The sequence below is a fragment of the Polaromonas sp. P4_F6 genome, from assembly GCF_056401275.1.
Genome location: NZ_JBFUJQ010000004.1, coordinates 201,178 through 226,432, shown reverse-complemented (window position 1 = coordinate 226,432; position 25,255 = coordinate 201,178). Strand labels below are relative to the sequence as shown.

At 64.0% G+C, this 25,255-nt stretch carries 28 protein-coding genes and 1 tRNA gene; 6 read left to right on the top strand and 23 right to left on the bottom strand.

Annotated features, from left to right (window positions below):
• Window positions 1-25: 25 nt before the first annotated feature.
• Both AC1DUN_RS12770 and AC1DUN_RS12765 read right to left on the bottom strand, forming a co-directional pair.
• A complete protein-coding gene (locus AC1DUN_RS12770) occupies window positions 26-547 on the bottom strand; it encodes a CNP1-like family protein (protein WP_477714269.1) in 522 nt (173 codons plus the stop codon).
• Window positions 544-1,245 (bottom strand): RNA pyrophosphohydrolase, encoded by a 702-nt coding sequence (locus AC1DUN_RS12765; RefSeq protein ID WP_477714268.1) that lies wholly within the window; start codon window positions 1,243-1,245, stop codon window positions 544-546. The genes AC1DUN_RS12770 and AC1DUN_RS12765 overlap by 4 nt, the downstream gene beginning before the upstream one ends.
• Window positions 1,246-1,368: 123 nt before the next feature.
• Between AC1DUN_RS12765 and AC1DUN_RS12760 the strand changes: the two genes are divergently transcribed.
• Entirely contained in the window at window positions 1,369-3,108 is a 1,740-nt protein-coding gene (locus tag AC1DUN_RS12760) for a proline--tRNA ligase (RefSeq protein WP_477714267.1), read from the top strand.
• A 31-nt stretch (window positions 3,109-3,139) separates the two neighbouring features.
• Window positions 3,140-3,799: a lytic transglycosylase domain-containing protein gene (locus AC1DUN_RS12755; protein WP_477714375.1), complete on the top strand. Its 660-nt coding sequence runs from the start codon at window positions 3,140-3,142 to the stop codon at window positions 3,797-3,799.
• 17 nt (window positions 3,800-3,816) lie between these two features.
• Here AC1DUN_RS12755 and AC1DUN_RS12750 read toward each other — a convergent pair whose 3' ends face one another.
• The 5 genes from AC1DUN_RS12750 to AC1DUN_RS12730 form a co-directional block, all read right to left on the bottom strand.
• Window positions 3,817-4,278, bottom strand: coding sequence for an NUDIX domain-containing protein (locus AC1DUN_RS12750; RefSeq protein WP_477714266.1), 462 nt, complete (start codon window positions 4,276-4,278; stop codon window positions 3,817-3,819).
• Window positions 4,275-5,249, bottom strand: coding sequence for an ATP-binding protein (locus tag AC1DUN_RS12745; protein WP_477714265.1), 975 nt, complete (start codon window positions 5,247-5,249; stop codon window positions 4,275-4,277). Before AC1DUN_RS12745 ends, AC1DUN_RS12750 begins: the two co-directional genes overlap by 4 nt.
• 6 nt (window positions 5,250-5,255) lie before the next feature.
• Complete coding sequence (gene argJ / locus AC1DUN_RS12740; RefSeq protein ID WP_477714264.1) at window positions 5,256-6,497, bottom strand: bifunctional glutamate N-acetyltransferase/amino-acid acetyltransferase ArgJ; 1,242 nt, start codon at window positions 6,495-6,497, stop codon at window positions 5,256-5,258.
• A gap of 54 nt (window positions 6,498-6,551) precedes the next feature.
• The gene (secA, locus tag AC1DUN_RS12735) at window positions 6,552-9,317 is read right to left on the bottom strand and encodes a preprotein translocase subunit SecA (protein ID WP_477714263.1); all 2,766 of its coding nucleotides are present in this window, start codon (window positions 9,315-9,317) and stop codon (window positions 6,552-6,554) included.
• 213 nt (window positions 9,318-9,530) lie between these two features.
• A complete protein-coding gene (locus AC1DUN_RS12730) occupies window positions 9,531-10,514 on the bottom strand; it encodes a M23 family metallopeptidase (RefSeq protein WP_477661078.1) in 984 nt (327 codons plus the stop codon).
• Between the two features lie 50 nt (window positions 10,515-10,564).
• On the opposite strand from AC1DUN_RS12730, the gene AC1DUN_RS12725 reads away from it, so the two are divergent.
• Entirely contained in the window at window positions 10,565-10,882 is a 318-nt protein-coding gene (locus AC1DUN_RS12725; protein WP_413327491.1) for a hypothetical protein, read from the top strand.
• Between the two features lie 124 nt (window positions 10,883-11,006).
• Here the strand turns inward: AC1DUN_RS12725 and AC1DUN_RS12720 are convergent.
• From AC1DUN_RS12720 to petA, 6 genes are all read right to left on the bottom strand, one after another.
• Window positions 11,007-11,082: transfer RNA gene (locus tag AC1DUN_RS12720), tRNA-Thr, on the bottom strand.
• Window positions 11,083-11,093: 11 nt separating this feature from the next.
• The gene (locus tag AC1DUN_RS12715; protein WP_477714262.1) at window positions 11,094-11,645 is read right to left on the bottom strand and encodes a ClpXP protease specificity-enhancing factor; all 552 of its coding nucleotides are present in this window, start codon (window positions 11,643-11,645) and stop codon (window positions 11,094-11,096) included.
• Between the two features lie 144 nt (window positions 11,646-11,789).
• Window positions 11,790-12,401 carry a glutathione S-transferase N-terminal domain-containing protein gene (locus tag AC1DUN_RS12710; protein ID WP_007868077.1) on the bottom strand — a complete coding sequence of 204 codons (612 nt, stop codon included), beginning with the start codon at window positions 12,399-12,401 and terminating at the stop codon, window positions 11,790-11,792.
• Between the two features lie 88 nt (window positions 12,402-12,489).
• Window positions 12,490-13,245, bottom strand: a complete 756-nt coding sequence (locus AC1DUN_RS12705; protein WP_477714261.1) for a cytochrome c1 — start codon at window positions 13,243-13,245, stop codon at window positions 12,490-12,492.
• Window positions 13,246-13,263: 18 nt separating this feature from the next.
• Window positions 13,264-14,673, bottom strand: a complete 1,410-nt coding sequence (locus tag AC1DUN_RS12700) for a cytochrome b (RefSeq protein ID WP_477714260.1) — start codon at window positions 14,671-14,673, stop codon at window positions 13,264-13,266.
• A 115-nt stretch (window positions 14,674-14,788) separates the two neighbouring features.
• Window positions 14,789-15,424 (bottom strand): ubiquinol-cytochrome c reductase iron-sulfur subunit, encoded by a 636-nt coding sequence (gene petA, locus AC1DUN_RS12695; RefSeq protein ID WP_477661075.1) that lies wholly within the window; start codon window positions 15,422-15,424, stop codon window positions 14,789-14,791.
• A 252-nt stretch (window positions 15,425-15,676) separates the two neighbouring features.
• Between petA and mscL the strand changes: the two genes are divergently transcribed.
• The gene (mscL, locus tag AC1DUN_RS12690; RefSeq protein ID WP_007868086.1) at window positions 15,677-16,099 is read left to right on the top strand and encodes a large conductance mechanosensitive channel protein MscL; all 423 of its coding nucleotides are present in this window, start codon (window positions 15,677-15,679) and stop codon (window positions 16,097-16,099) included.
• A gap of 165 nt (window positions 16,100-16,264) precedes the next feature.
• Here mscL and pdxA read toward each other — a convergent pair whose 3' ends face one another.
• Window positions 16,265-17,302 carry a 4-hydroxythreonine-4-phosphate dehydrogenase PdxA gene (pdxA, locus tag AC1DUN_RS12685; protein ID WP_477714259.1) on the bottom strand — a complete coding sequence of 346 codons (1,038 nt, stop codon included), beginning with the start codon at window positions 17,300-17,302 and terminating at the stop codon, window positions 16,265-16,267.
• 216 nt (window positions 17,303-17,518) lie between these two features.
• Here pdxA and AC1DUN_RS12680 point away from each other — a divergent pair, with 216 nt between their 5' ends.
• On the top strand, window positions 17,519-18,868 hold the full coding sequence (locus tag AC1DUN_RS12680; protein ID WP_477714258.1) for a hypothetical protein: 1,350 nt from the start codon (window positions 17,519-17,521) through the stop codon (window positions 18,866-18,868).
• A gap of 30 nt (window positions 18,869-18,898) precedes the next feature.
• Here AC1DUN_RS12680 and AC1DUN_RS12675 read toward each other — a convergent pair whose 3' ends face one another.
• Complete coding sequence (locus AC1DUN_RS12675; RefSeq protein ID WP_477714257.1) at window positions 18,899-19,660, bottom strand: Nif3-like dinuclear metal center hexameric protein; 762 nt, start codon at window positions 19,658-19,660, stop codon at window positions 18,899-18,901.
• A gap of 134 nt (window positions 19,661-19,794) precedes the next feature.
• Here AC1DUN_RS12675 and AC1DUN_RS12670 point away from each other — a divergent pair, with 134 nt between their 5' ends.
• Window positions 19,795-20,952, top strand: coding sequence for a S1C family serine protease (locus tag AC1DUN_RS12670; protein WP_477714256.1), 1,158 nt, complete (start codon window positions 19,795-19,797; stop codon window positions 20,950-20,952).
• Between the two features lie 18 nt (window positions 20,953-20,970).
• Here the strand turns inward: AC1DUN_RS12670 and tatC are convergent, their stop codons facing one another.
• The 8 genes from tatC to hisF form a co-directional block, all read right to left on the bottom strand.
• Window positions 20,971-21,771, bottom strand: coding sequence for a twin-arginine translocase subunit TatC (tatC, locus tag AC1DUN_RS12665; protein ID WP_477661070.1), 801 nt, complete (start codon window positions 21,769-21,771; stop codon window positions 20,971-20,973).
• 67 nt (window positions 21,772-21,838) lie between these two features.
• The gene (gene tatB / locus AC1DUN_RS12660) at window positions 21,839-22,306 is read right to left on the bottom strand and encodes a Sec-independent protein translocase protein TatB (protein WP_477661069.1); all 468 of its coding nucleotides are present in this window, start codon (window positions 22,304-22,306) and stop codon (window positions 21,839-21,841) included.
• A 15-nt stretch (window positions 22,307-22,321) separates the two neighbouring features.
• On the bottom strand, window positions 22,322-22,561 hold the full coding sequence (tatA, locus tag AC1DUN_RS12655) for a Sec-independent protein translocase subunit TatA (RefSeq protein WP_074577924.1): 240 nt from the start codon (window positions 22,559-22,561) through the stop codon (window positions 22,322-22,324).
• Window positions 22,562-22,730: 169 nt separating this feature from the next.
• The gene (locus AC1DUN_RS12650) at window positions 22,731-23,090 is read right to left on the bottom strand and encodes a histidine triad nucleotide-binding protein (RefSeq protein WP_413327479.1); all 360 of its coding nucleotides are present in this window, start codon (window positions 23,088-23,090) and stop codon (window positions 22,731-22,733) included.
• Between the two features lie 22 nt (window positions 23,091-23,112).
• On the bottom strand, window positions 23,113-23,463 hold the full coding sequence (locus AC1DUN_RS12645; protein ID WP_477714255.1) for a DUF4870 family protein: 351 nt from the start codon (window positions 23,461-23,463) through the stop codon (window positions 23,113-23,115).
• A gap of 55 nt (window positions 23,464-23,518) precedes the next feature.
• Window positions 23,519-23,914: a phosphoribosyl-ATP diphosphatase gene (locus tag AC1DUN_RS12640; protein ID WP_007868112.1), complete on the bottom strand. Its 396-nt coding sequence runs from the start codon at window positions 23,912-23,914 to the stop codon at window positions 23,519-23,521.
• Window positions 23,901-24,317 carry a phosphoribosyl-AMP cyclohydrolase gene (gene hisI / locus AC1DUN_RS12635; RefSeq protein ID WP_477661066.1) on the bottom strand — a complete coding sequence of 139 codons (417 nt, stop codon included), beginning with the start codon at window positions 24,315-24,317 and terminating at the stop codon, window positions 23,901-23,903. The genes AC1DUN_RS12640 and hisI overlap by 14 nt, the downstream gene beginning before the upstream one ends.
• Before the next feature lie 158 nt (window positions 24,318-24,475).
• The gene (gene hisF / locus AC1DUN_RS12630; RefSeq protein ID WP_477714254.1) at window positions 24,476-25,255 is read right to left on the bottom strand and encodes an imidazole glycerol phosphate synthase subunit HisF; all 780 of its coding nucleotides are present in this window, start codon (window positions 25,253-25,255) and stop codon (window positions 24,476-24,478) included.

Here is a 25,255-nt window from a genome sequence, read left to right as displayed (position 1 = left end):
CTCGGGTGCCGGCGGGCGGGCCGGTTTATTCGACCATCCTGAAGTTCTGGTTCTTCAAGCGCCGGACCAGCGTATCGACCGAAGTCGCGGGCGCCGCGCTGTCGCAGGCGCCGGCCCGGGCGAAGCGCAAGGCATGTTTGGACGGCATGTTGTCAAACAGCGAGCGCCATTCCGGCTTGCTCACATGGGTCCACTTTCCGTCCGAAGAATAGCGGGCATAGGTCTTGAATTCGCCGGTCGTGCAGCGTATGCCTTCGTACATCACATTGCTGGCTCCGCTGGCATTTGAAGCCACCATGACATAGCGCACGATCCCGTCTTTCTGGGAGATGCTGATGGTCGCCGGGTCCACGCCATAGACCAGCTGGGAATTGGGCGAGACCTCGAGTGTGATCAGCTTCTTGACGTCGAACGCCGGAGGCGGCGGCGTCTCGATTTCCTTCCAGTCGGCGGGATCCTCGAACGCGTATACCTGGGCTTGCGCCGGACCCGAGGCGTTAAGCGCCATCAGGAAGAAAGTGGCCAGAAAGGCCGATTTAAATGTCATGGTTTTGTGTTGGTGGGATCCGCGCCCAGGCTGGTTTGCGGATCAGGTTCAAAGGTGGCGCCCGGCGGCAATTCAAAAGAGGCGCCCGGCCTGATCTGGGCGTGAAAAGACTCGCCCGGAGCATGGAATCCGGCGTCGCCAGGCGGGTTCGAATGGTCGCGCTGGTGCAGGCCGCCGCGCAGGTAGCGGTTGCGGTGGTCGGGGCGCGGCTCGGCCCGGTTGTCCACGCGCGGGACAAACCTGGCGAGCTCAGTCAGCGCCATTTCATAGACTCCGCGCTTGAATTCGACCACCACGTCCAGCGGCACCCAGTAGTCGTTCCAGCGCCAGGCATCGAATTCGGGATGGTCGGTGGCGCGCAGATTCAAGTCCCAGTCGTGGCCGACCAGCTGAAGGAGAAACCAGATTTGCTTCTGGCCTTTGTAATGTCCGCGCGCATCCCGGCGGATGAACCGGTCAGGCACCTCATAGCGCAACCAGTCTCGGGTTCGGGCCAGCACATTCACATGCTGCGGCAACAGCCCCACTTCTTCATGCAACTCGCGGTACATGGCCTGCTCGGGATTTTCGCCCCGATCAATGCCACCCTGCGGAAACTGCCACGAGTGGGTACGGATACGTTTGCCCCAAAATACCTGACTTCTCTGGTTGAGCAAGATGATGCCGACGTTGGGCCTAAAGCCGTCCCGGTCAAGCATAATCAAACCTCAAATTTTTTAAACTGAGTCCATTATGCACAGCGAAGGCCCCAGCGCCAAGCGCACGGCGGGCTGCAGCACCTTTTCCCCCATTTCCAACCCCGGAATCCCCGAAAACCGCCCATGAAAGCCTCCCAGTTCTTCATTTCCACCCTCAAGGAAGCCCCTGCCGACGCGGAAGTCGTCAGCCACCAGCTCATGATGAGGGCCGGCATGATCAAGAAACTGGGGGCCGGCGTTTACAACTACATGCCCATGGGCCTGCGCGTGATCCGCAAGGTCGAAGCCATCGTGCGCGAGGAAATGAACCGCGCCGGCGCCGTGGAAATGACCATGCCGGTGATCCAGCCGGCCGAGCTCTGGCAGGAAACCGGCCGCTTTGAAAAAATGGGCCCCGAGCTGCTGCGCATCAAGGACCGCCACGGCCGCGACTTCGTGGTCCAGCCGACCAGCGAAGAAGTCGTCACCGACGTGATGCGCCAGGACATCAAGAGCTACAAGCAGCTGCCGAAGAACCTGTACCAGATCCAGACCAAGTTCCGCGACGAACGCCGGCCGCGCTTTGGCCTGATGCGCGGGCGCGAGTTCATCATGAAGGACGCCTACAGCTTCGACCGCGACCAGGCCGGCGCCAAAGCCAGCTACCAGGCCATGGCGGCCGCCTACCGCAGGATTTTTGACCGCTTCGGCCTGAGCTACCGCGCGGTGGCTGCCGACAGCGGTGCCATAGGCGGCGACCTCAGCGAGGAATTCCAGGTGATCGCCGCGACCGGCGAGGACGCCATCGTCTACTGCCCCGGCAGCGACTACGCCGCCAACATGGAAAAAGCCGAGGCGCTGCCGCCAGGCGCGCGCAAGCCGGCGTCGCGCGCCATGGCCAAAACACCGACCCCGGGCAAGGCCACCTGCGCCGATGTGGCCGAGTTGCTGGGCATCCCGCTGAACACCACCGTCAAGTCGCTGGTGCTGGCCACCGACGAACTCGACGAGGCGGGCAAGCCCGTCAAATCGCAGGTCTGGCTGCTGCTGCTGCGCGGCGACCACGACATGAACGAAGTCAAGGTCGGCAAGGTGCCGGGCTTGGCTGATTTCCGCTTCGCGACCCTGCCCGAGATCGAAGACCATTTCGGCTGCAAGCCGGGTTACCTCGGCCCGCTGAACCTGAAAAAGCCCGTCAAGCTGGTGGTGGACCGCGAAGCCGCGGCACTCGCCGACTGGGTGTGCGGCGCTAATGAAGTCGATTTCCACATGACCGGCGTCAACTGGGGCCGCGACCTGCCCGAACCCGAGCTGGTGTTGGACCTGCGAAACGTGGTGGCCGGCGACCCGTCGCCGGACGGCAAAGGCGCACTGGCCATAGAGCGCGGCATCGAGATCGGCCATGTGTTCTACCTCGGCACCAAATACAGCCGGGCCATGAACGCTACCTTCCTGGGCGAGAACGGCAAGCCCCAGTTCATGGAGATGGGCTGCTACGGCATAGGCATCACGCGCCTGCCGGCCGCGGCCATTGAGCAGAACCACGACGAGCGTGGCATCATCTGGCCCGACGCCATCGCGCCTTTCACCGTGGTGCTGTGCCCCATCAGCCCCGACCGCTTCCCCGAGGTCGAAGCCGCCGCGAACAAGCTGTATGGCGAGTTGCTCGCGGCCGGCGTGGACGTGATCCTGGATGACCGCGGCGAGCGGCCCGGCGCCATGTTCGCCGACTGGGAACTGATAGGCGTGCCGCACCGCGTCACCATAGGCGACCGCGGCCTCAAGGACGGCCAGCTCGAGTACCAGCACCGCCGCGACGCGGCTTCCAGCAAGATCGACGCGGCAAACGCCTTCGACTTCCTCAAAGGAAAGCTGGCGCTTTGAGTTTTCCATGGTTTCCGTGCGCTCATTGACCATGTCCGCATCCGGCGCTGCCCCGGCAAAGGCGCAAGGGCTCTCCCGGCGAAGCTGCCTGGCTTTGCCCCTGGCCTGCAGCCCCTTGCTGCTGGCCGGGCGGGCGCATGCCGGCGCGCAAGTTGAAGAGCCGCTGGTCGACTCGGTGCGCACCGCGCTGAGCTCAGCCATCGCCAACCAGGCGCCTCCCGTGCCCGAATTCAAGGACACGGAAAGCCGCCTGGCCTACCTGCGCTGGCTGGGCGCCATGAGCGACCGGCTCAAGAAGAAAAAACCCGAATTTCAGATCCGCAAGGAGTTTTTGCAAACCGTCTGGTACGAAAGCAAACGCGCCGGCCTGGACACCACGCTGGTGCTGGGCCTGATCCAGGTCGAGAGCAACTTCCGCAAATTCGCGGTCAGCAACGTGGGGGCGCGCGGCTACATGCAGGTCATGCCCTTCTGGACACGCGTGATCGGGGACGGCGACCCCGGCAAGCTCTTTCACATGCAAACCAACCTGCGCTTTGGCTGCGTGATCCTGCGCCACTACCTGGACAGGGAGCGCGGCGACCTCTTCATGGGTCTGGGACGCTACAACGGTTCACGCGGCAAATCGCCCTATCCCGACGCCGTGATGGGCGCGAGCAAGAATTGGGTGTTTATCGCCGAGCGGCCCTGACGAAGCGGCGAGAAAACTCAGCAGGTCGCGCCGGCAAAGCCCCGCTCTTGGGCAAACCAGGCCAGCACCGGCACCGTGCCCGGCAAGACGGGCTGCACGCTGACCGGCAGCGACTGCCAGGCGAAAGACTGGCCCTCATGCATCTGCAGCTCACCGGTCCACTCAAACACCTTGCAGAAATTCAGGCGCACCAGCGCATGCGGGTAGTCGACCATCTCGACCTTCCAGGGATGGACCGCGCCTATGGTCACGCCGATTTCTTCCTGCAGTTCGCGGCGCAGCGCGGCTTCGACGCTTTCACCCGGCTCCAGCTTGCCGCCCGGAAACTCCCAATAGCCTTCGTAGACCTTGCCCGGCGGGCGGGAGGTCAGCAAGAAGTCGCCATCGGGGCGGATTAAAACGCCCACCGCGACATCGACCACCTTGCGGTCCGCGCCGCCCTCGCGCGGCCGTTCACCGTCGGCGACCAGCACGCTCATGTCGAGTGGTCAGGCGCCTGGTCGGCCTGCTCAGGCGACGCGGTGGCGGCGGCGCCCGGCCGCTCGTAGGCGGCAATGGGCGGTGCCGCCACAGGCCGGCTGGCCGCGTCGCGGCCGGCGTAGTCGCGGGCAAACTGGTAGGCCACCCGGCCGCTGCGCGAGCCCCGCTCCAGCGCCCAGACCAGGGACGCCGGTTTTGCCGCGGCAATCGCATCCTGGCCCACACCGAAGGACGACAGCCACTGCGCGACGATGCTCAGGTATTCGTCCTGGCTGAAAGGGTAAAAGCTGACCCAGAGGCCGAAACGCTCGGACAGCGAAATCTTCTCTTCGACCACCTCTCCGGGATGCACCTCACCGTCGTCCCCATGGGTATAGGTGAGGTTCTCCGTCATGTACTCGGGCAGCAGGTGGCGCCGGTTGCTGGTGGCGTAGATCAGCACATTGGGCGTGGCCGCCGCGACCGATCCATCCAGGATGGACTTGAGCGCCTTGTAGCCCGGCTCGCCTTCCTCAAAACTCAGGTCGTCGCAAAAGACGATGAATTTTTCAGGCAGGCCGGACACCACGTCGACGATGTCCGGCAGGTCGGTCAGGTCGGCCTTGTCGACCTCAATCAGGCGCAGGCCGCGCGAGGAATATTCATTGAGGCAGGCCTTGATCAGCGAGGACTTGCCGGTGCCGCGCGCGCCCGTCAACAACACGTTGTTGGCGGGCTTGCCCAGCACGAACTGCTCGGTGTTGCGCTTGATCTTTTCCTTCTGGTCCTCGATTTCCTTGAGGTCGCCCAGGCGCATGTTGCCGATGTGCCGCACCGGCTCCAGCGAGCCGTGGCCGGAACTGCGCTTGCGGTAGCGGTAGGCGATCGAGGCAGTCCAGTCCGGCGCGGCCAGCGGCTGCGGCAGCACGGATTCGATCCGCGCCATCAGGGACTCGACGCGGGCGATCAGGCGCTCAAACTGCTCGTTCATGCGGGCTCAGCTTCTGTAATCGGCGTTGATCTTGACGTAGTCGTAGGAAAAATCGCAGGTCCAGACGGTATCGTTCGCCGTGCCGCGGCCCAGCACCACGCGCACCGTGATCTCGCTTTGTTTCATCACGCGCTGGCCGTCGGCCTCGACGTAGCCGGGATGGCGGCCGCCGTTTTTGGCCACCAGTACCTCATCAAGGTACAGGTCGATCTTGGTCTGGTCCAGGTCCTCGATGCCGGCGTAACCGACGGCCGCCAGGATGCGGCCGAGGTTGGGGTCGCTGGCAAAGAAAGCGGTTTTGACCAGGGGCGAATGGGCGATCGCGTAAGCCACCTTGCGGCATTCCTCGCCGGTCTTGCCGCCTTCGACCTGGATGGTCATGAACTTGGTGGCGCCCTCGCCGTCGCGCACGATGGCCTGCGCCAGCTGCCGGGCGATGTCCAGCATGGCGGCGCGCAAGGCCTGGCCTTCAGCGCTGTCCAGCGAAGCCACGGGCGCGTGGACGGCCTTGTTGGTGGCCACCACCACAAAGGAGTCGTTGGTCGAGGTGTCGCCGTCCACCGTCACGCGGTTGAACGATCCCTCGGCCAGTTCCCGGGCCAGTTGGGCCATGAGCGGCTGCGCCACGCAGGCATCCGTTGCCAGGAAACCCAGCATGGTGGCCATATTCGGCCGTATCATGCCGGCACCCTTGCTGATGCCGGTGATGGTGACGTCGGCGCCCGCGATCTTGATGCGTTTGGAAAATGCCTTGGCCACGGTGTCGGTGGTCATGATGGCTTCGGCCGCGTTGCCCCAGTTGTTTTCCTTCGCGTCGGCCAGCGCGGCTGGCAGGCCTGCCGCGATGCGGTCGTTGGGCAGGGACTCCATGATGACCCCGGTGGAAAACGGCAACACCTGTTCGGGCGCGATATCCAACAGGCGGGCCAGCGCGATGCAGCTGGCGTGCGCGCGGCTCAGGCCGTCGTCGCCGGTACCGGCATTGGCGTTGCCGGTGTTGATCAGCATCGCGCGTATGCCTGCCGTCAGCCCCCCGTTTTTTGCGAGGTGCTCACGGCAGATCTGCACGGGCGCCGCGCAAAAGCGGTTCTGCGTGAAGACCGCGCCTACCGAAGCGCCCTCATCAAGCAGCAACACGGAAAGGTCCTTGCGGTTGGCTTTTCGTATGCCTGCTTCGGTAATGCCCCAGCGTACGCCGGGCACGGGGTAAAGGTCCGCAGCGGGTGTGGCGACCAGATTGACGGGCATGGTTGACTCCGGAAAACCAGTGGGGGTTGGAAGACGTTCAGCCGGTGCCGGCGCTCAGTTCAGCTGGCCGTGGCAGTTCTTGTATTTTTTGCCCGAGCCGCAGGGGCAGGGGTCGTTGCGGCCCACGCGGGGCACATCGCCGGCCGGCACGGCCGGCGCGCGGCGCTGCGACTCCTCGTCCACCGTGGTTTCCACCCCGCCGGTTTCGGTGGGCGCGGTGTAGGTCACGTTGGCGATGTTTTCAGCACGGCTCTCCATTTCCTCGGCCGCCTGTTCGAGTTGCTCGCCCGACTGGATCTTGACCGTCATCAGGACTTTGGTGACCTCGTTCTTCACGCTGTCGAGCAGCTGGCCGAACAGTTCAAAGGCTTCGCGCTTGTATTCCTGCTTGGGCTGCTTTTGCGCATAGCCGCGCAGGTGTATACCCTGGCGCAGGTAGTCGAGGGCGCTCAGGTGCTCGCGCCAGTGGCTGTCTATGCTTTGCAGCAGGACCACGCGCTCGAACTGCGTGAAGTTTTCTTCGCCGATTTTCTCGACCTTGTCGGCAAAGGCGGCATTGGCGGCGGCTATGACTTTTTCGACCACTTCCTCATCGGTGATGGCGGCGGCGGCTTCCAGTTCCTGGCGCAGCGGCAGCTCGATCTGCCACTCCTCGCGCAGCACGTTCTCCAGGCCCGCGACGTCCCATTGTTCCTCGACGCTTTCAGCCGGCACATACTGCCGCGCCAGGTCGGTGAAGCAACCTTCGCGCAGCGAGGCGATCTGCGCCTGCAGGCTGGCGGCGTCCATGATGTCGTTGCGCTGCTGGTAGATCACCTTGCGCTGGTCGTTGGCGACGTCGTCGTATTCGAGCAGCTGCTTGCGGATGTCGAAGTTGCGCGCTTCGACCTTGCGCTGGGCCGACTCGATGCTGCGGGTGACGATGCCCGCCTCGATAGCCTCGCCGTCGGGCATCTTCAGGCGTTCCATGATGGCCTTGACACGGTCGCCCGCGAAGATGCGCATCAGCGGGTCGTCCAGGCTCAGGTAAAAGCGCGACGAGCCGGGGTCGCCCTGGCGGCCGGATCGGCCGCGCAGCTGGTTGTCGATACGGCGCGATTCGTGGCGCTCGGTCGCGATGATGCGCAGGCCGCCCAATCCGGTGACCTGTTCGTGCTCCTGCTTCCACACCGCGCGCAGGCGGGAAATTTCCGCTTCTTTGGCGGCAGCATCCATGGCTTCGTCCGCTTCAACCGCTTCGATCAGCTTTTCAACATTGCCGCCCAGCACGATGTCGGTGCCGCGGCCGGCCATGTTGGTGGCGATGGTGATCATCTTCGGGCGGCCCGCCTGCGCGATGATGTCGGCCTCGCGGGCATGCTGCTTGGCATTGAGCACCTGGTGCGGCAGGTCTTCCTTGACCAGCAACTGGTCGATGATCTCGGAGTTTTCGATCGAGGTCGTGCCGACCAGCACGGGCTGGCCGCGCTCGTAGCACTCGCGGATGTCCTTGATAGCGGCTTCGTATTTTTCGCGCGTTGTTTTGTAGACGCGGTCGAGCTGGTCGTCGCGGCGGCTCACGCGGTTGGGCGGGATCACCGTGGTTTCGAGGCCGTAAATCTCCTGGAATTCATAGGCCTCGGTGTCGGCGGTTCCGGTCATGCCGGCCAGCTTGGTGTAGAGGCGGAAATAGTTCTGGAAGGTAATGGACGCGAGGGTCTGGTTCTCGGCCTGGATCTGCACGCCTTCCTTGGCCTCGACGGCCTGGTGCAGCCCGTCGCTCCAGCGGCGGCCCGACATCAGGCGGCCGGTGAACTCGTCGACGATCACGACTTCGCCGTCCTGGACCACGTAATGCTGGTCGCGGTGGTACAGCAGGTTGGCGCGCAGGGCCGCATACAGGTGGTGCATCAGCGAGATGTTGGCCGGGTCGTACAGCGTGGCGCCCTCGGGGATCAGGCCCAGGTTGAACAGCAGGCGCTCGGCGTTCTCGTGGCCCTGCTCGGTCAGGAACACCTGGTGGCTTTTCTCGTCGATGGTGAAGTCGCCGGGCTTGGTCACGCCCTCCCCCGTGCGCGGGTCGGCTTCGCCCTCCTGGCGCGTCAACAGGGGGACGACCTTGTTCATCGCCAGGTACATCTCGGTGTGGTCTTCGGCCTGGCCGCTGATGATGAGCGGCGTTCGCGCCTCGTCGATCAGGATGGAGTCCACCTCGTCGACGATGGCGTAGTTCAGGCCGCGCTGCACGCGGTCCGCCACTTCATAGACCATGTTGTCGCGCAGGTAGTCGAAACCGTATTCGTTGTTGGTGCCGTAGGTGATGTCGGAGCCGTAGGCGGCCTGCTTTTCCTCGCGCGACATGTTGGGCAGGTTGATGCCCACCGTCAGACCCAGGAAGTTGTAGAGCTTGCCCATCCAGCGCGCGTCGCGGCTGGCCAGGTAGTCATTGACCGTCACCACGTGCACGCCCTTGCCGGTCAAGGCATTGAGGTAGACCGGCAGCGTGGCGGTCAGGGTCTTGCCCTCACCCGTGCGCATTTCGGAAATCTTGCCGTTGTGCAGCGACATGCCGCCCAGCATCTGCACGTCGAAGTGGCGCATCTTCATGACACGCTTGCTGCCCTCCCGCACCACCGCAAAAGCCTCGGGAAGTATCGCATCGAGCTCCTCGCCGGCGGCTACCCGGTCCTTGAACTCCTGGGTTTTGGCCCGAAGCTGGTCGTCGTCAAGCTTTTCGTACTGGGTCTCCAGCGCATTGATGCGTTCTACGGTTTTGCGGTAGGTTTTGAGCAGCCTGTCGTTGCGGCTGCCGAAAATTTTGGTCAGGATGTTGGAAGCCATAAATGCGAGGCCGCCTTGACCGCTCCCCATGAGCTGGCAATGCGGCCGAAATCCCTTATTGAGTACGGAACCTAGGTGTGGGCGCCATCAGTGAGTTCAACTGGGCCCAAACCTCTGATTTTAGCGCCGCCAAGGGAGCCGCACCGCCGTCCGGGAGAAAACCGTCATCAGGAATGAAAAGCCATGCCCGCACGCGCGGCAGGCGCGCGCCGCCTAGTGAGGGCGTGGCAGCTGTGCAGGCGCCGGGAGCGGAGACCGCGCGCCGGCCGATGCCACCATGGGCCCGGGCAGTTTTTGCCCCGCGGTCAGGAATTTCTGCGGATCCTGGAAAACGCCCTGCACCAGTACCTCGAAATGCAGGTGCGGGCCTGTGGATCGGCCGGTGGTGCCGACTTCGGCGATCTTCTGGCCGCGTTTGACCAGGTCGCCCTTTTTGACCAGCACGCGCGAAGCGTGGGCATAACGCGTGACGAGCTCATTGCCGTGGTCGACTTCCACCATATTGCCGTAGGCCGGGTGGTACTCCTGCGTGACGACAACACCACCCGCGGCGGCCAGGATGGCCGTGCCCGGTTCGGAGGGGAAATCGAGCCCGGTGTGCAGCGCGGAGCGGCCGTTCATCGGGTCTATGCGCCAGCCGAAAGGCGAACCGAGGTTGCCGCCGGCGACCGGCTCCTGGGTGGGAACCATCATTTTTTTGATCTTCTGGTCGAACAGGCGCGACTCCATCACGGTCATGAGGTCGACCCGCTGGTCGGTGAGTTTGTCCAGGTCCGCCAGCGTGGCCTGCAGCTCCTGCATGGTGAGCGAAGGGCCGGCCACCAGCGCGCCGCCGCGGCCGGGCGTGACCTTGATGTCGTTGGGATTGACGCCGGCCAGGCCCGACACCCGCTCGCCGAGCGCCTCGAGCTGCATCATCTTGGCCTGCATTTCGCCGACCCGCTTGGCCATCACGTCGAGGTTTTCACGCATAAAGCGGTCGCGCTGGTCGAATTCGTCCTTGACCATGAGCTTGACCAGCGAGCCGACGACCGGCCAGCCTTCGCGTGCCCCCTTGAGAAACACCCAGTGGTAGAGGCCCGCGGCCACAAGCATCAGCGCCAGCGCGGCGACAAAACCCGCAAGAACCAGTTTTGTCCCGCTTAAGTAAATGGCCCGGCTTTTCGCCAGCCACGCATCCGTGATAATCAAATGCACTTGTCTACCTCTTTAAAAGCTTGCGCTCATCAGGCCACGCACCGTTCATCATGACTTCCGACCGGCGCCTTCCGCAGGCGCTCTCCGCTTACCAGGCCGCCGGGAATTCGCCCTCCCTGGCGCGGCTGACCGAGCTCGTCCGGGAATCCAGCGACAGGCTCAAGGCCATTGAGCCGCTGCTGCCCGAAGCCCTGCGCCCCGCGGTTCAGGCCGGCCCCATAGACGGCGAAACCTGGTGCCTGCTGGTCAGCGGCAACGCCGCCGCCGCCAAGATCCGCCAGTTACTCCCCCTGATCCAAGCACGCCTTATAGGCAAAGGTTGGAAGGTTACCTCAATCCGACTCAAGATCCTAATAAGCAAAAAGTAGTAAACCAGCCTCTTCACATAACGGCAGGAAGGCATGAAAGATCAAGCCCTGCCTGGTAGCTCGCTACAAAATTGGTAGCGTATGGTACCCATGTTGCATGGGGAAGGCAAGGATGCTGGAAAAATGGTGCCGCTTGTCGGAATCGAACTGACGACCTACCGCTTACAAGGCGGTTGCTCTACCAACTGAGCTAAAGCGGCACAAGGGGATTTTACTTGACCCGTTTCAGCGAAGGCCGCGCACGCGGCGGCTTGGGGGGTTCAGGGCTGTCCGGGCCGCCGTCTTGCGCATCGGGTGCGCTGTCCGGCACCAGTTGCATGATCTTGCTTTCGGGCCCGTCCGCCGGGCCGTGCTGCGCCGCAGCCGGAGCTGGCGGCACGGCGGGAGCCGTCTGGCCTGCGTCACTGCCCCCTTCGGCACCGGAAACCGGGCCTGCGGCGGGCGCGGCCATGGGAAACGCCATACCCTGCCCGTTTTCGCGGGCATAAATGGCGATCACATGGCTGATGGGCACCATGATTTCCCGGGCGCTGCCGGCAAAGCGGGCCTTGAACTCAATGAAATCATTGCCCAGCTTGAGCGACGAGGTCGCGTCAAAGCTGATGTTGAGCACGATCTCATTGTTTTTCACGTACTCGCGCGGCACCTGTACGGTCTCATCCACCGACACGGCCACATAGGGCGTGAAGCCGTTGTCGGTGCACCATTCGTAGAGCGCCCTTATCAGATAAGGGCGTGTCGACGTGGCGTCCAGGGCGTTCATGAATTCAGCCAAGTTAGACCTAGACCCGTGTGCGGGCACCCTCTTCACCAGCTGGGGCCGCGGAACCGGCTATGCCGGGCCGCAGGCGCAGCGCCCCCCCGGGGGGCAGCGAAGTACACGCAGTGACGAGCGTGGGGGCCATATTTATTTGCGCATCACTTTTTCGGACGGCGTCAACGCTTCGATATAGGCCGGGCGCGAGAAAATGCGTTCCGCGTACTTGAGCAGCGGAGCGGCATTCTTCGACAGGTCGATGTCGTAGTAATCCAGGCGCCACAGCAAAGGAGCGATGGCCACGTCCAGCATGGAGAAATTGTCGCCCAGCATGAACTTGTTCTTCAGGAAGATGGGCGCGAGCTGCGTCAGGCGGTCGCGGATGTGCGAGCGGGCCTTTTCCAGCGCCTTTTCATTGCCCTTGGACGCGCGCGATTCCAGCGTGCTGACATGGACGAACAGTTCTTTTTCGAAGTTCAGCAAAAACAGGCGAACGCGCGCGCGGTCGACCGGGTCGCCGGGCATCAGTTGCGGGTGCGGGAAGCGCTCGTCGATGTATTCGTTGATGATGTTCGACTCATACAGGATCAGGTCGCGCTCGACCAGGATGGGCACCTGGCCGTAGGGATTCATCACATTGATGTCTTCGGGCTTGTTGTACAGGTCGACGTCGCGGATTTCGAAGTCCATACCTTTTTCAAACAGCACAAAGCGGCAGCGGTGCGAGAAGGGGCAGGTTGTGCCTGAATAAAGGACCATCATGGTGCGGAACTCCTAAATGCAAAGGAGTGGATACATATAAAAAGCATCCACTCCAGAAGGTGCCGGGAACAAGGCCCCGGCGAAAAAATTACTTGACGTCTTTCCAGAACGCCGCATTCAGGCGCCAGGCGACGAAAGTCAAGCCGAGAAGGAAAATCAGCACCCAGACGCCGACGCGGATGCGGGTGTTCTGGGCCGGCTCGCCCATCCACTGCAGGTAACCCACGAGGTCACCGATGGCCTGGTCGTACTGCAGCGGCGTCATGCTGCCGGGCGTGAGCTGTTGCCAGCCCTTGAAGACCGCGACCTTGTGGCCGTGTTCTTCCTTTTCTTCGTACACCGGCGTGCGCGTGCCCTGCAGTTCCCAGAGCACGTGCGGCATGGCAACGCTGGGGAAAGCCAGGTTGTTCCAGCCCGTGGCCTTGGTTTCGTCGCGGTAGTAGGTGCGCAGGTAGGTGTAGAGGTAGTCGGCACCGGTGCCGCCGTGGCCGGAGCGCGAACGCGCGATCACGGTGAGGTCGGGGGGATTGCCGCCGAACCATTCCTTGGCCTGTTTGGGGTCGATCGCGGCTTTCATGGTGTCGCCCACTTTTTCGGTGGTGAACAGCAGGTTGTCCTTGATTTCCTTCTCGGTCAGGCCGATGTCTTTCAGGCGGTTGAAGCGCATGAAAGAAGCGGAATGGCAGTTCAGGCAATAGTTGACGAACAGCTTGGCGCCGTTTTGCAGGGAGCCCAGGTCGTTGGTCCGGTCGGGAGCTTTGTCCCAGGCAATGCCGCCTTCGGAGGCCTGCGCGCCGGCCGCCAGGCCAAAGGCGGTAATCAGGGCAAAAATAATTTTTTTCATCGTTTTTATCTCCAACTCTCAGTGACCGTGGAAAACAGGGCGGTCAGGCGGTGTTTTGGGGGTGCCCACGCGGCTCCACCACGGCATCAGGATGAAGAAGCCAAAGTAAAACAGCGTGCCGACCTGGGAGACGCGCTCGCCGATGGGCGACGGCGGCTGGACGCCAAGGTAACCCAGCACCAGGAAGTTGATGACAAAAATGCCGTAGAGGTATTTGTGCCAATCGGGGCGGTAGCGGATCGACTTGACCGGGCTGAGGTCCAGCCAGGGCAGGAAGAACAGGATCACCACGGCGCCGCCCATCACGACCACACCCCAGAACTTGGCGTCGATGGACAGCAGCAGGGCCGAGCCCACGACGGCGGCGCCGACGATGGCGGCCTTCAACAGCACCGGCATGCGGAACTTCCAGACGCTGAAGCCCGCGGCACCCACCACGCAGGCGATCAGTGCATAGATCATCTCGCTGGTGATGGCGCGCAGCATCGAGTAGTAAGGCGTGAAGTACCAGACCGGGGCGATGTGCGCCGGCGTCTTCAGCGGGTCGGCCGGAATGAAGTTGTTGTATTCGAGGAAGTAGCCGCCGAACTCGGGAGCGAAGAAGATGATCGCCGAGAAGATCATCAGGAAGACGCTCACGCCGAAAATGTCGTGCACCGTGTAGTAGGGGTGGAAGGGAATGCCGTCCAGCGGGTGGCCTTGCGCATCCTTGGGCGCGTTCGGGCCCTTGATCTCGACCCCGTCGGGGTTGTTGGAGCCGACTTCATGCAATGCGATGATGTGCGCGGCCACCAGGCCCAGCAGCACCAGCGGCACGGCGATCACGTGGAAAGCGAAGAAACGGTTCAGCGTGGCGTCGCCCACCACGTAGTCGCCGCGAATCAGCAGCGCGAGGTCGGGGCCGATGAAAGGAATCGCCGCGAACAGGTTGACGATCACCTGGGCGCCCCAGTAGCTCATCTGGCCCCATGGCAGCAGGTAGCCCATGAAAGCCTCGGCCATCAGGCACAGGAAAATGGCGCAGCCGAAAATCCAGACCAACTCGCGCGGCTTGCGGTAGCTGCCGTAGAGCAGACCGCGGAACATGTGCAGGTAGACCACGACGAAGAAGGCCGAGGCGCCGGTCGAGTGCATGTAGCGGATCAGCCAGCCCCAGGGCACGTCGCGCATGATGTATTCAACGGAGCCGAAAGCCAGGGCGGCATCGGGCTTGTAGTTCATCGTCAGGAAAATGCCGGTCACGATCTGGATGACCAGCACCAGCATGGCCAGCGAGCCGAAGATGTACCAGAAGTTGAAGTTCTTCGGTGCGTAGTACTCGCTCATGTGCTCTTTGTAGAGCTTGCTGGCGGGAAACCGGTTGTCGACCCAGTTCATCGCCTTGGCGGCGAGCGGGGCATCGGGGGAAATTTCTTTGAATTCAGCCATAACTGATCCTGGTTCGGTGGGGTTCTTTGGCAAGCGCCGGATACGTGCGTCTGGACGGCTTGTATCTGGCGCTGGCTACAGGGTCTTGTGAAGGAGCTCGGGGTTTGAAGCGCCTTCAGGCCTTCTTGTCTTCACCAATCAGCAACCGGGTGTCTGACAGGTACATGTGCGGCGGAACTTCGAGGTTGTCGGGTGCTGGCTTGTTCTTGTAAACGCGGCCGGCCATGTCGAAGGTCGAGCCGTGGCAGGGGCACAGGAAACCGCCGGCCCAGTTGTCGGGCAGCGAAGGCTGCGCGCCAGGCTGGAACTTGTCGGAAGGCGAGCAGCCCAGGTGCGAGCAGATGCCGACCACCACCAGCGTTTCGGGCTTGATGGAGCGGTTTTCGTTGCGGGCGTAAACAGGGGTCAGTTCGTCGGGCTTGCGCTCGGACTTGGGGTCGGCCAGCAGGGCATCGACCTTGGGGAGCTCGGCGAGCTGCGCGGGCGTGCGCTTGATGATCCAGACCGGCTTGCCGCGCCATTCCACCGTGATTTTCTCACCGGGCTTGACGTCGGAAATATCGACTTCGACGGCGGCGCCGGCGGCTTTGGCTTTTTCGGAGGGTTGGAAGGTGCTGACAAAGGGAACAGCGGTGGCGATGGCGCCTGCGCCGCCCACCGCGCAGGTGGTCACCAGCCAGTTTCTTTTATCTTTATCTACGGGAGCGCCGTGGGGCGCGCCATTCACGCTTGCTTCGCTTGCTTGGGTCATGAGAGTCCTTCAAGAACTGGCTTGAAATAGGCATAGTGGGGTCAACCCGCGATTGTAGCGGAGCGCAACGTCGTTTTTCAAGGCGAGGGGCCGCATCCGGGTGGCCCGGGCCATCCCCAAGGCCGGGGGCTTGCCTGTTTTTTAAGCACAAGCCGGATTGCACATACTTTGTTTCAAGCCAGGCCCGCGCGCAGGCGGCGCCGGCAGGCCCAGCCTTGATAATGTTCTGTCCAAAACAAGAGGAGAAACTTCATGGGAATGATGCAGGAATTCAAGGAATTCGCCGTCAAGGGCAATGTGATCGACTTGGCGGTCGGCGTGATCATTGGCGCGGCTTTCGGCAAGATCGTGGACTCGGTCGTCAGCGACCTGATCCTTCCCCTGGTCGGCGCCCTCTTCGGCAAGCTGGATTTTTCCAACCTCTTTGTAGTGTTGGGGACAGTGCCGCCGGGCACGGCCACCACGCTGGACGCGTTGAAGAAGGCGGGCGTGCCGGTCTTCGCCTACGGCAATTTCATCACCGTCGCGGTCAACTTCATCATCCTGGCTTTCATCATTTTCCTGATGGTCAAGCAGATCAACCGGCTCAAGCGCGACCAGCCGGCGCCCGCCCCGGCCGCGCCGCCTGAGGACATCGCGCTGCTGCGCGAGATCCGCGACAGCCTCAAGAAATAAGCCCCCCCCTGTTGCCCGCTCACTTCGTGTAGCGGGCCTCTCCCCTGCAGGGGACGGCGCCTGGCGGCTGGCAAAGCCAGACCACGGCCCCCGCTTGCAAACGCATGGCCGATTGCTATTTAATTAATAGCAGTCAGGGCCGATTCGCTTAAATTCTCGCGCCTTTCACCGCGCCGCAAGCCGGCGCGCCATGCGCACGGCGGCCAGCAGGCTGGAAGCGTCGGCGCGCCCGCTGCCGGCGATGTCGAAGGCCGTCCCGTGGTCGGGGCTGGTGCGCACCAGCGGCAAGCCCAGCGTAACGTTGACGCCCTGCTCCACCCCCAGGTACTTGACCGGGATCAGCCCCTGGTCGTGGTACATCGCAACCACGACGTCAAACTCGCCGGGCTTGCCGGCGGCCTGGCGCGCCCGCATAAACACCGTATCAGGCGCGAAGGGGCCGCTCACATCCAGGCCTTCCGCGCGGGCTGCGGCAATGGCCGGGGCGATGATGGCCTGCTCTTCGCTGCCGAACAGCCCGCCTTCGCCGGCATGGGGATTGAGCCCCGCCACCGCGATGCGCGGCGTGCGTCCCAAGCCGGCGCCCACGGCGGCGTGTGTGATGCGCAGGGTTTGCAGCACGTTGTCGAAAGTCACGGCCTCGATGGCCTGCCTGAGCGACATGTGAATGCTCACCAGCACGGTGCGTAGCTCCTCATTGGCCAGCATCATCCGCACCGGCACTTCGCCCGCGGGCTTGCCCAGAAAAGCGGCCGCTTCGGCCTGCAGCATTTCCGTGTGGCCCGGAAATTGGGCCGCCCAGCCGCCGGCGGCGGCCAGCGCCTCCTTGTGGATGGGGGCGGTCACCAGCGCGGCGGCCTCGCCCGCCAACACGCGGCGGGCCGCCCAGACGATGCAATCGGCCGCGGCCTGGCCGGCCACGCCGCTGACCTGCCCATAAGGCACCAGGCCCGGCAGCGCGCATTGCTGCAGCACCGGAATGCACCGCGGGGGCACGCCGTGCAGCCCGGCCAGGCTGGCCAGTTGCGCCACCGGCAATGCCAGCGGGGAAGCCAGCAGCGCGGCGGCGCGGCGCAAGGTGGCCACATCCCCCACCACGGCGCAGCCGGCCAGCTCGGCGGGCGCTTCGCGAAAAGCCCTGGCGATGATTTCCGGACCTATGCCGGCCGCATCGCCCATGGTGATGAGCAGCGGCTTAGCCACAACGCAGCCTTCGCCGCAGCAGGGCAAATTCAAGCGGCAAAGTGCATTTTGCGGACGGTGGGACCATAATCGCGAAAAAATGGGTAGGCCCGCGCTCGGCATGAGACCGCGACAGGGCAAAAAACACGAGGGGTTCGGGCAGATGCATTCTTGGGGTATTTTGGCGCAAACCACAGCGTGGCGGCCGGCGGGCCCTTGCGCAGCGCTGGGCCAGCCATGAATATCCTGCACCCACTGATGCCCGACGCGGACATGATGCTGTGGAGCGCGGCCGCCGGCGCGCTGGGACTGGTGGTCCTGCTGGCCCTGGCCGACGCCTTTTACAGCCGCACGCGCGCCGCTTCGCAAACACTGGCCTACCTGACGCTGTGCTGGGCGGTGGTGCTGCTGCTGAGCGGGCTGCCCGCCGCCGTCTGGCCGGGCGCGAGTGACGAGCTGGCCACGGCGCAGTTCCTGGCCGGGCCGCTGTGCGCGGCCATGGGCAGCTACGGCGCCAGCAAATGGCTGTCGGCCCACCAGCGCGACCACCTGATGCAAGTCAGCCTGCTGGCGATGACCCTGGTGTGCCTGGCGGGCGTGCCGCTGTGCCTGCTGCTCGCCCCTGAGTGGCGCCTTCCGGTTTCCGGGGCGCTGGCCATCGCCAACCTGTCGGTGGTGCTCTGGCTTTCGGTGCGCGCCACGCAGCTGGGCGACAGGATGGCGTGGGGCCTGGCCCTGGGCTGCCTGCTGACCCTGCCGGCGCAGATCGGCCTCTACGGACTGGCGCTGAACACCAGCCGGCCGCCGCTGCTGCTGCAGGCCGGCGTGGCGCTGGCGGCGCTGCTCAGCGTGGTCATCACCGCCGCGATGCTGTGGCTGCGCAACCACCATATCCGGCAGATGCGGCAGGGCGAGGTCTCGCGCCGCGACCCCATCACCCAGCTCTACGACGGCGTGGCCATGGTGCGGAAAATCATAGGGGCGCAGCAGCGCCGCCAGCGCACCCGGCGCGACGGCGCGCTGATGGCCGTGCTGCTGTTCGAGCCCGAACGCCTGCTGCCGCTGATCGGCCAGGCCGGCCTCAACGACCTCTACATCCAGCTGGCGCGCCGCATGCAGCGCCACACCGGCGCCGTCAACCCGGCCGGCCGTTATTACGACCGCTGTTTTATGGTGCTGCTGGAAACCATGCATTCGCCGCGCTGGATACGCACACTGGGCCTGCGCGTGGCCTCCAGCCTGCGCCGGCCCCTGGATTTGCGCTCGCTGGACGGGCGGCGCATACGGGTCACGCCCGACATCGCCGTCGGCATCGTCCACCTGTCGGCCGCGAGCAAGGACGTGGACCAGCTGCTGCATGAGGCGCAGTCGGTGGCGCAAGCCGCGCGCGCGATGCGCTCCCGCGCGGCAATGCTGGACCCGGAGAGCCACACCGCCGTGCCGGTCGAGCATGCGGACCTGGGCTCCAGCTGGCGCGCACTGCGCGACGCCGTGCCGGAAGCACCCTCACGGTCCAAAAATCCGAAAACGCCGAAAAGCGCCGGCAAAACGCCCCGCACGGGCCGGCCGCGCCACAAGCCGGCCTGAACCGGTGCTGCCCACCAGGGTCGGCTCGCCTCAGGCCGGGTTGTCGATGTCGATGAATTCGTGGGCCAGCCCGAGCTGGGCCGCGACCTGCCCCGCCACCGCCGGCGCGCCGTAGCGCTCGGAGGCATGGTGGCCGCAGGCGATGAAGGCCACGCCCATCTCGCGGGCGTAATGGGCTTGCGGCTCGGAAATCTCACCCGTGATGAAGACATCGGCGCCTGCGGCGATCGCCGACTCGAAGTAGCCCTGCGCACCACCCGTGCACCAGGCGATGTTCCGGATGGTTTTTTGGGGCGGCCCGGCTTGGACCACAGGCCGCTTCAGCACCTGCTGCACATGGGCCGCCAGCGCGGCGGCGTCGGCGAAACCGCCGCCGTCGCCGCGGCTACCGATAAAGCCCAGGTCCTGCTCGCCGAAGCGCGCGCTGGCCGCCAGGCCCAACTGCAGGCCCAGCTGCGCGTTGTTGCCCAGCTCGGGATGCGCGTCCAGCGGCAGGTGGTAGGCAAAGAGGTTGATGTCCTGCGCCAGCAGCAGCGCCAAGCGCTGTTTCATCCAGCCCGTGACGCGTCCGTCCTGGCCGCGCCAGAACAGGCCGTGGTGCACAAAAATGGCGTCGGCCCGGGCGGCTACCGCCGCCTCGATCAGGGCCAGGCTGGCGGTGACGCCGGAAACGATTTTGCGAACCTCGGGCCGGCCCTCGACCTGCAGGCCGTTGGGGCCGTAGTCCTTGAAGCGCGCGGGCTGCAAAAGCGCGTCAAAGGCCTGCAGCAAGTCCTGTCGTGTGGTGCTCATGGGGGGATTGTCTCAGGCGGGCGCCCGGGCTAAAAGCCCTTGCCTTGGGCACCCGGGGGAGCTGAGGGACAATAGGGGCTTGCAGCGCAAGCTCCCGCGCGGCTTTTGACATTTTTTGCTGACCTCCCTCATTCATGAAGCGTACCTGGCTCCTGTTTTCCCAAGCCGTCACCGTCCTGCTGGCGGCTTACTTCGTCGTGGCCACGCTCAAGCCCCAATGGCTGGACCGCGGCAACACGCCCGGCGTCTCCGTGATCGAGGCGCCCGCTGGTAGCGCGCCGCGCAGCCCGGGCGCCGCCGGCGGTTTTGCCTCGGCCGCCAAGCTGGCTTCCGCGGCCGTCGTCAGCATCAACACCAGCAAGGCCGCCGCCAGGAACCCGCACGCAGAAGACCCGTGGTTCAAGTTTTTCTTCGGCGACCAGAGCCCCAACGAACCGCAGGGCGGGTTGGGCAGCGGCGTCATCATCAGCGCCAGCGGCTACATCCTGACCAACAACCATGTGGTCGATGGCGCCGACGACATCGAGGTCATCCTCAACGACACGCGCAAGGCCAAGGCCCAGGTCATAGGCACGGACCCCGACACAGACCTGGCCATTCTCAAGATTGACCTGGACAAGCTGCCCGTCATCGTGCTGGGCAATTCCGACGCGCTGCAGGTGGGCGACCCGGTGATGGCCATCGGCAACCCCTTCGGCGTGGGCCAGACCGTCACCGGCGGCATTGTCAGCGCGCTGGGACGCAACCAGCTGGGCATCAACACCTTTGAGAACTTCATCCAGACCGACGCGGCCATCAACCCCGGCAACTCGGGCGGCGCCCTGGTCGACGTGAACGGCCACCTGATGGGCATCAACACCGCGATCTACTCGCGCTCGGGCGGCTCCATGGGCATAGGCTTCGCGATTCCGGTGTCCACCGCCAAGCAGGTGCTTGAAGGCATCGTGAAGGACGGCCAGGTCACGCGCGGCTGGATAGGCGTGGAGCCGCAGGATTTAAACCCCGAACTGGCCGAGACCTTCGGTCTCAAGCCCGCGGCGGCCAAGGACGGGGGCGTCATCATCACCGGTGTGCTGCAAAACGGCCCGGCCGCGCAGGCCGGCATACAGCCCGGCGACGTGATCACCGCGGTGGACGGCAAGGGCGTGCGCAACGTGAGCCAGCTGCTGACCGCCGTGGCGGCCCTCAAGCCCGGCACCCCCGCACCGCTGACGGTGCTGCGCAAGGACAAACAGACCGAGATCGCCGTCACGCCCGGCAAGCGCCAGCGACCCAAGGCGCAGCAGCGCTAGGAGCCGGGCAACCGGGGCTCAGGGCTTGGCCGCTTCGGCCTCGCTGTCGTCTTCGGGCTTTTTGGTGTGCTTGACGAACAGCTGCGCGGCGACGATGCCCACCTCATAGAGGCCGCCGACAACACCCAGCAGCATGATCATGGAGCCCGCATCGGGCGGCGTCACCAATGCGGTGCCGACGGCCGCGGCCACCCAGAAATAGCCGCGGTATTCGCGCAGCTGGGCCACGCTGAGCACGCCCATGCGCACCAGCAGGATCACCGCGATCGGCACCTCAAAGGCCAGCCCGAAGGCCAGGAACATGCCGAGCACGAAACTCAGGTATTCCTCTATGTCCGGCGTGGCGATGATGGACTTGGGCGCAAAGCTCTGGATGAAGTGAAAGACCTGGCCGAACACCACGAAATAGCAGAAAGCCACGCCGACAAAAAACAGCACGGTGCTGGAGACCACCAGCGGCATGACGAGTTTTTTCTCGTGCGAATACAGGCCCGGCGCGACAAAAGCCCAGACCTGGTAAAGCACCACCGGCAGCGCGATCATGAAGGCCGCCATGAACAATATCTTGATCGGCACCACAAAGGGGGTGATCACGCTGATGGCGATCAGCTTGGAGCCCTGGGGCAGGGTTGCCACCAGCGGCGCGGCCATCAGGTCATACAGGGCGCTGGCGCCCGGATAAAAAGCCAGCACGGCTGCCGCGATGCCAATGGCGATCACCGCCTTGATCATCCGGTCGCGCAGCTCCATGAGGTGCTGCACAAAAGGCTGCTCAGTGCCCGCGAGTTCGTCGGGCTTGTCGGTGTTGGGATCGCTCATGAAGGAAGTTTGCGCTGTAGGGGTGGCGCCGGAAGATGCGCAAGAAACAGGAGATCGGCAGCAAGGCTCAAGACAGGCGGCCCGGCTGCGGACGGAAGCGTGCCACACGGGCCGCCCCCGACTGCGCGCGGGTGCGCACGCCGGTACGGGCCTTGTACCACTGGGGCGTCGCGCCCTGCTTGAGGCGCCACTTCTTTTTCGGGTGCTTGTATTCGGGGAAGATTTCCATGCCCGGCAAGGCGCCAGAGGACGACTCGCCCGTGGCCTCGGCCCAGGATTTTTCAAAATCGCTGGCGTTGGTCTGGATGGAATTCTCGACGTCGCGGGCCGCGCCCTCGACGGATTCCTTCATCTTCTTGAGTTCGTCCAGCTCCATGGAGCGGTTGACCTCATTTTTGACGTCGGCCACATAGCGCTGCGCCTTGCCCAGCAAGGTGCCCACGGTGCGCGCCACGCGCGGCAGCTTTTCCGGGCCGATCACGATCAGCGCCACGGCGCCTATCAGCGCCATTTTGGAAATGCCGAGGTCAATCACTGAGTCAGGCCTGAATTACGACTTCTGGCGGGCTTCGACGTCGATCGTCGTTTTGTCCGAAGCCTGCGCATTCGTGACGCTGGCGGGTGGCACAGGCGTGTCGGCGGGAGGCTGTCCGCCGTCCTTCATGCCGTCCTTGAAGCCTTTGACCGCGCTGCCGAGGTCGCTGCCCATGTTCTTGAGCTTTTTGGTGCCGAACACCATGACCACGATCAACAGCACGATCAGCCAGTGCCAAATGGAAAATGAACCCATGATTTGCTCCTAATCTGTAAATACCGCTGTAAATGCACTATTGCCGGTTTTGGGTCGGCTTGCACGCAATTGCCTTGATTCTAAAGGCCAGTACCCGCCGGGGCGCCGATTACACACATTGGCCTACCGGGTTAGTGTGCCAGCGCAGCCCGGGGTTCCCGGCGCCTTGCTAACCCTTCAACCAGGGCCGCGGCCCGCCGATCACGTGAAAGTGCAGGTGATGCACTTCCTGCCCGCCTTCGGCGCCGGTGTTGGTCACGATGCGGTAACCGCCCGCCGGGTAGGGGTTGCAGCCCTGCTCCATCGCCAGCTTGGGCGCCAGCACCATCATGCGGCCCATCAGCGCGGCGTGCTCGGGGCCCACCTGTGCCATGGACGGGATATGTGCCTTGGGGATGATCAAAAAATGCACCGGCGCCCAGGGATTGATGTCGTGGAAGGCGAACAATTCGTCGTCCTCATACACCTTGCGGCTCGGAATGGCGCCCGCAGCGATCTTGCAGAAAATGCAGTTGTCGGAATGGCTCATGGCTTGGTCGGTTTGAGAGGGCTTAAGTCGGGCGGTGGCTGTTAAAACGCACCCAGCCGCGCACGCAGCGATACAAGTACCAGAGCCACACGATACCGTAGGCGACAAAGCCCGGGAGCACAAACAGCAGCCACAGCGGCGACAGCAGCACCAGCCAGCCCAGCGTCCACCAGAAGGTGCGGATCATGTAGTTGTGGTGATCGATGTAAAGCGCGTCGGATTCGTCGGCGCGGCGTATGTAGTTGACGATCACGGCAATCACCGCGAACACGCCACCGCTGAACCAGGCCAACGTGTGCAGTGCGTACAGCACGTGCATCACAAGACGGTCATTGGGGTTTTTGCCCTCGAATTCGGCCAGATCGGTTTCCATGGGGGGTCAGCTTCCTGTCACAGTCAAGTCAAAATGAAATCGATGGCCGGCGCGCTCACGGTTTTTCGGCCGCGTCGCGGTGCTGGGCCTTGCGCAGCGCTTTTTCCTCGATGCCGCTGGTGCCTTCGCGGCGCTCCAGCTCGGCAATCACGTCGGCCGGGCTCAGGCCGTAATGCGCCAGTGCGATCAGGCTGTGAAACCACAGGTCGGCGACCTCGCCGACCAGCTTGCCCTTGAGCCCGGCCGTCGCGCCGCCCTGGGCCAGCGCGCAATCAATGTCCTTGGCGGCCATCACGGTTTCGGTGGCTTCCTCGCCGATTTTTTTCAGGAAGGCGTCCGGGCCCTTGTGCAGCAGGCGCGCCACATAACTTTTGTCCGGGTCGCCGCCATTGGCCGCCTTGCGGCTTTCGATGATCTGCGCCAGGCGCTGGAGGGAGTCATTCGTGGTCATGTTTGCCGGGAGTCTGTTTGTACATGCTTGTCGGGTCTTTCAGGACCGGCTCGGTCACCACCCACTGGCCGTCTTTATACACACTGAAAAAGCAGCTGTGGCGGCCCGTGTGGCAGGCGATGCCCGGCGTGTGGCCCAGCTGCGTCACCTTGAGCAGGATCACGTCGTTGTCGCAGTCCAGGCGGATTTCATGCACCGTTTGCTGGTTTCCGGATTCCTCGCCCTTGTGCCAGAGGCGGCCGCGCGAGCGGCTGTAGTAAACCGCCTGGCCCAGCTCGGCGGTTTTCTGCAGCGCCTCGCGGTTCATCCAGGCAAACATGAGCACATCGCCGCTGGAGGCTTCCTGCGCAATGACAGGGATCAGGCCCTTGTCGTCCCAGCTAATCTCGTCTAACCAGTTCATGGTGTGTATTGTCCGGGATTTGGGTTGGGTTACAGAAGCTCTTAAAACCAAGGGTATCGCGGAACCGGCTTTGCCGGGCCGCAGATGCCGCCCCAGCAGGGGGGAAGGCGCTACACGCAGTGAGCGTCCGACGGGGGTTGCAGCCTATTCGACGGGGGTTACAACCTTACTGGGATGCCCCGTTCGGCCATATGCTGCTTGGCCTGCTGCACCGTGTATTCGCCGTAATGGAAGATGCTGGCGGCCAGCACCGCATCGGCGCCGCCGGTCTGGATGCCGTCAGCGAGGTGCTCAAGATTGCCAACGCCGCCCGAGGCGATCACCGGCACGCTGACGGCGTCGCTCACCGCGCGGGTCAGGGCCAGGTCGAAGCCCGACTTGGTGCCGTCGCGGTCCATGCTGGTCAGCAAAATCTCGCCGGCGCCGCGCCGCGCCATCTCGGCAGCCCAGGCCACGGCGTCCATGCCGGTGTTTTTGCGTCCGCCGTGGCTATAGACGTCCCAGCCCGGGCCGCGAGTTTTGGCGTCTTCCTCACTGCGGCGCTTGGCGTCTATCGCCACCACAATGCACTGCGAGCCGTATTTGGCCGAGGCGTCTTCAATCACTTGCGGGTTGGCAATGGCGGCCGAGTTGAAGCTGGTCTTGTCGGCCCCGGAATTGAGCAGGCGGCGCACGTCTTCGACGGTGCGCACGCCGCCGCCCACGGTGAGAGGAATGAAGACTTGTGAGGCCACCGCCTCGATGATGGGCAGGATCAGGTCGCGCCCGTCGCTGGTGGCGGTGATGTCGAGAAAGGTGAGTTCGTCCGCGCCCTGCTCGTTGTAGCGCGCCGCGATTTCCACCGGGTCGCCGGCGTCACGCAGCTGGGTGAAGTTAACGCCCTTCACGACGCGGCCGCCGGTGACGTCAAGGCAGGGAATGATTCGTTTGGCGAGCAT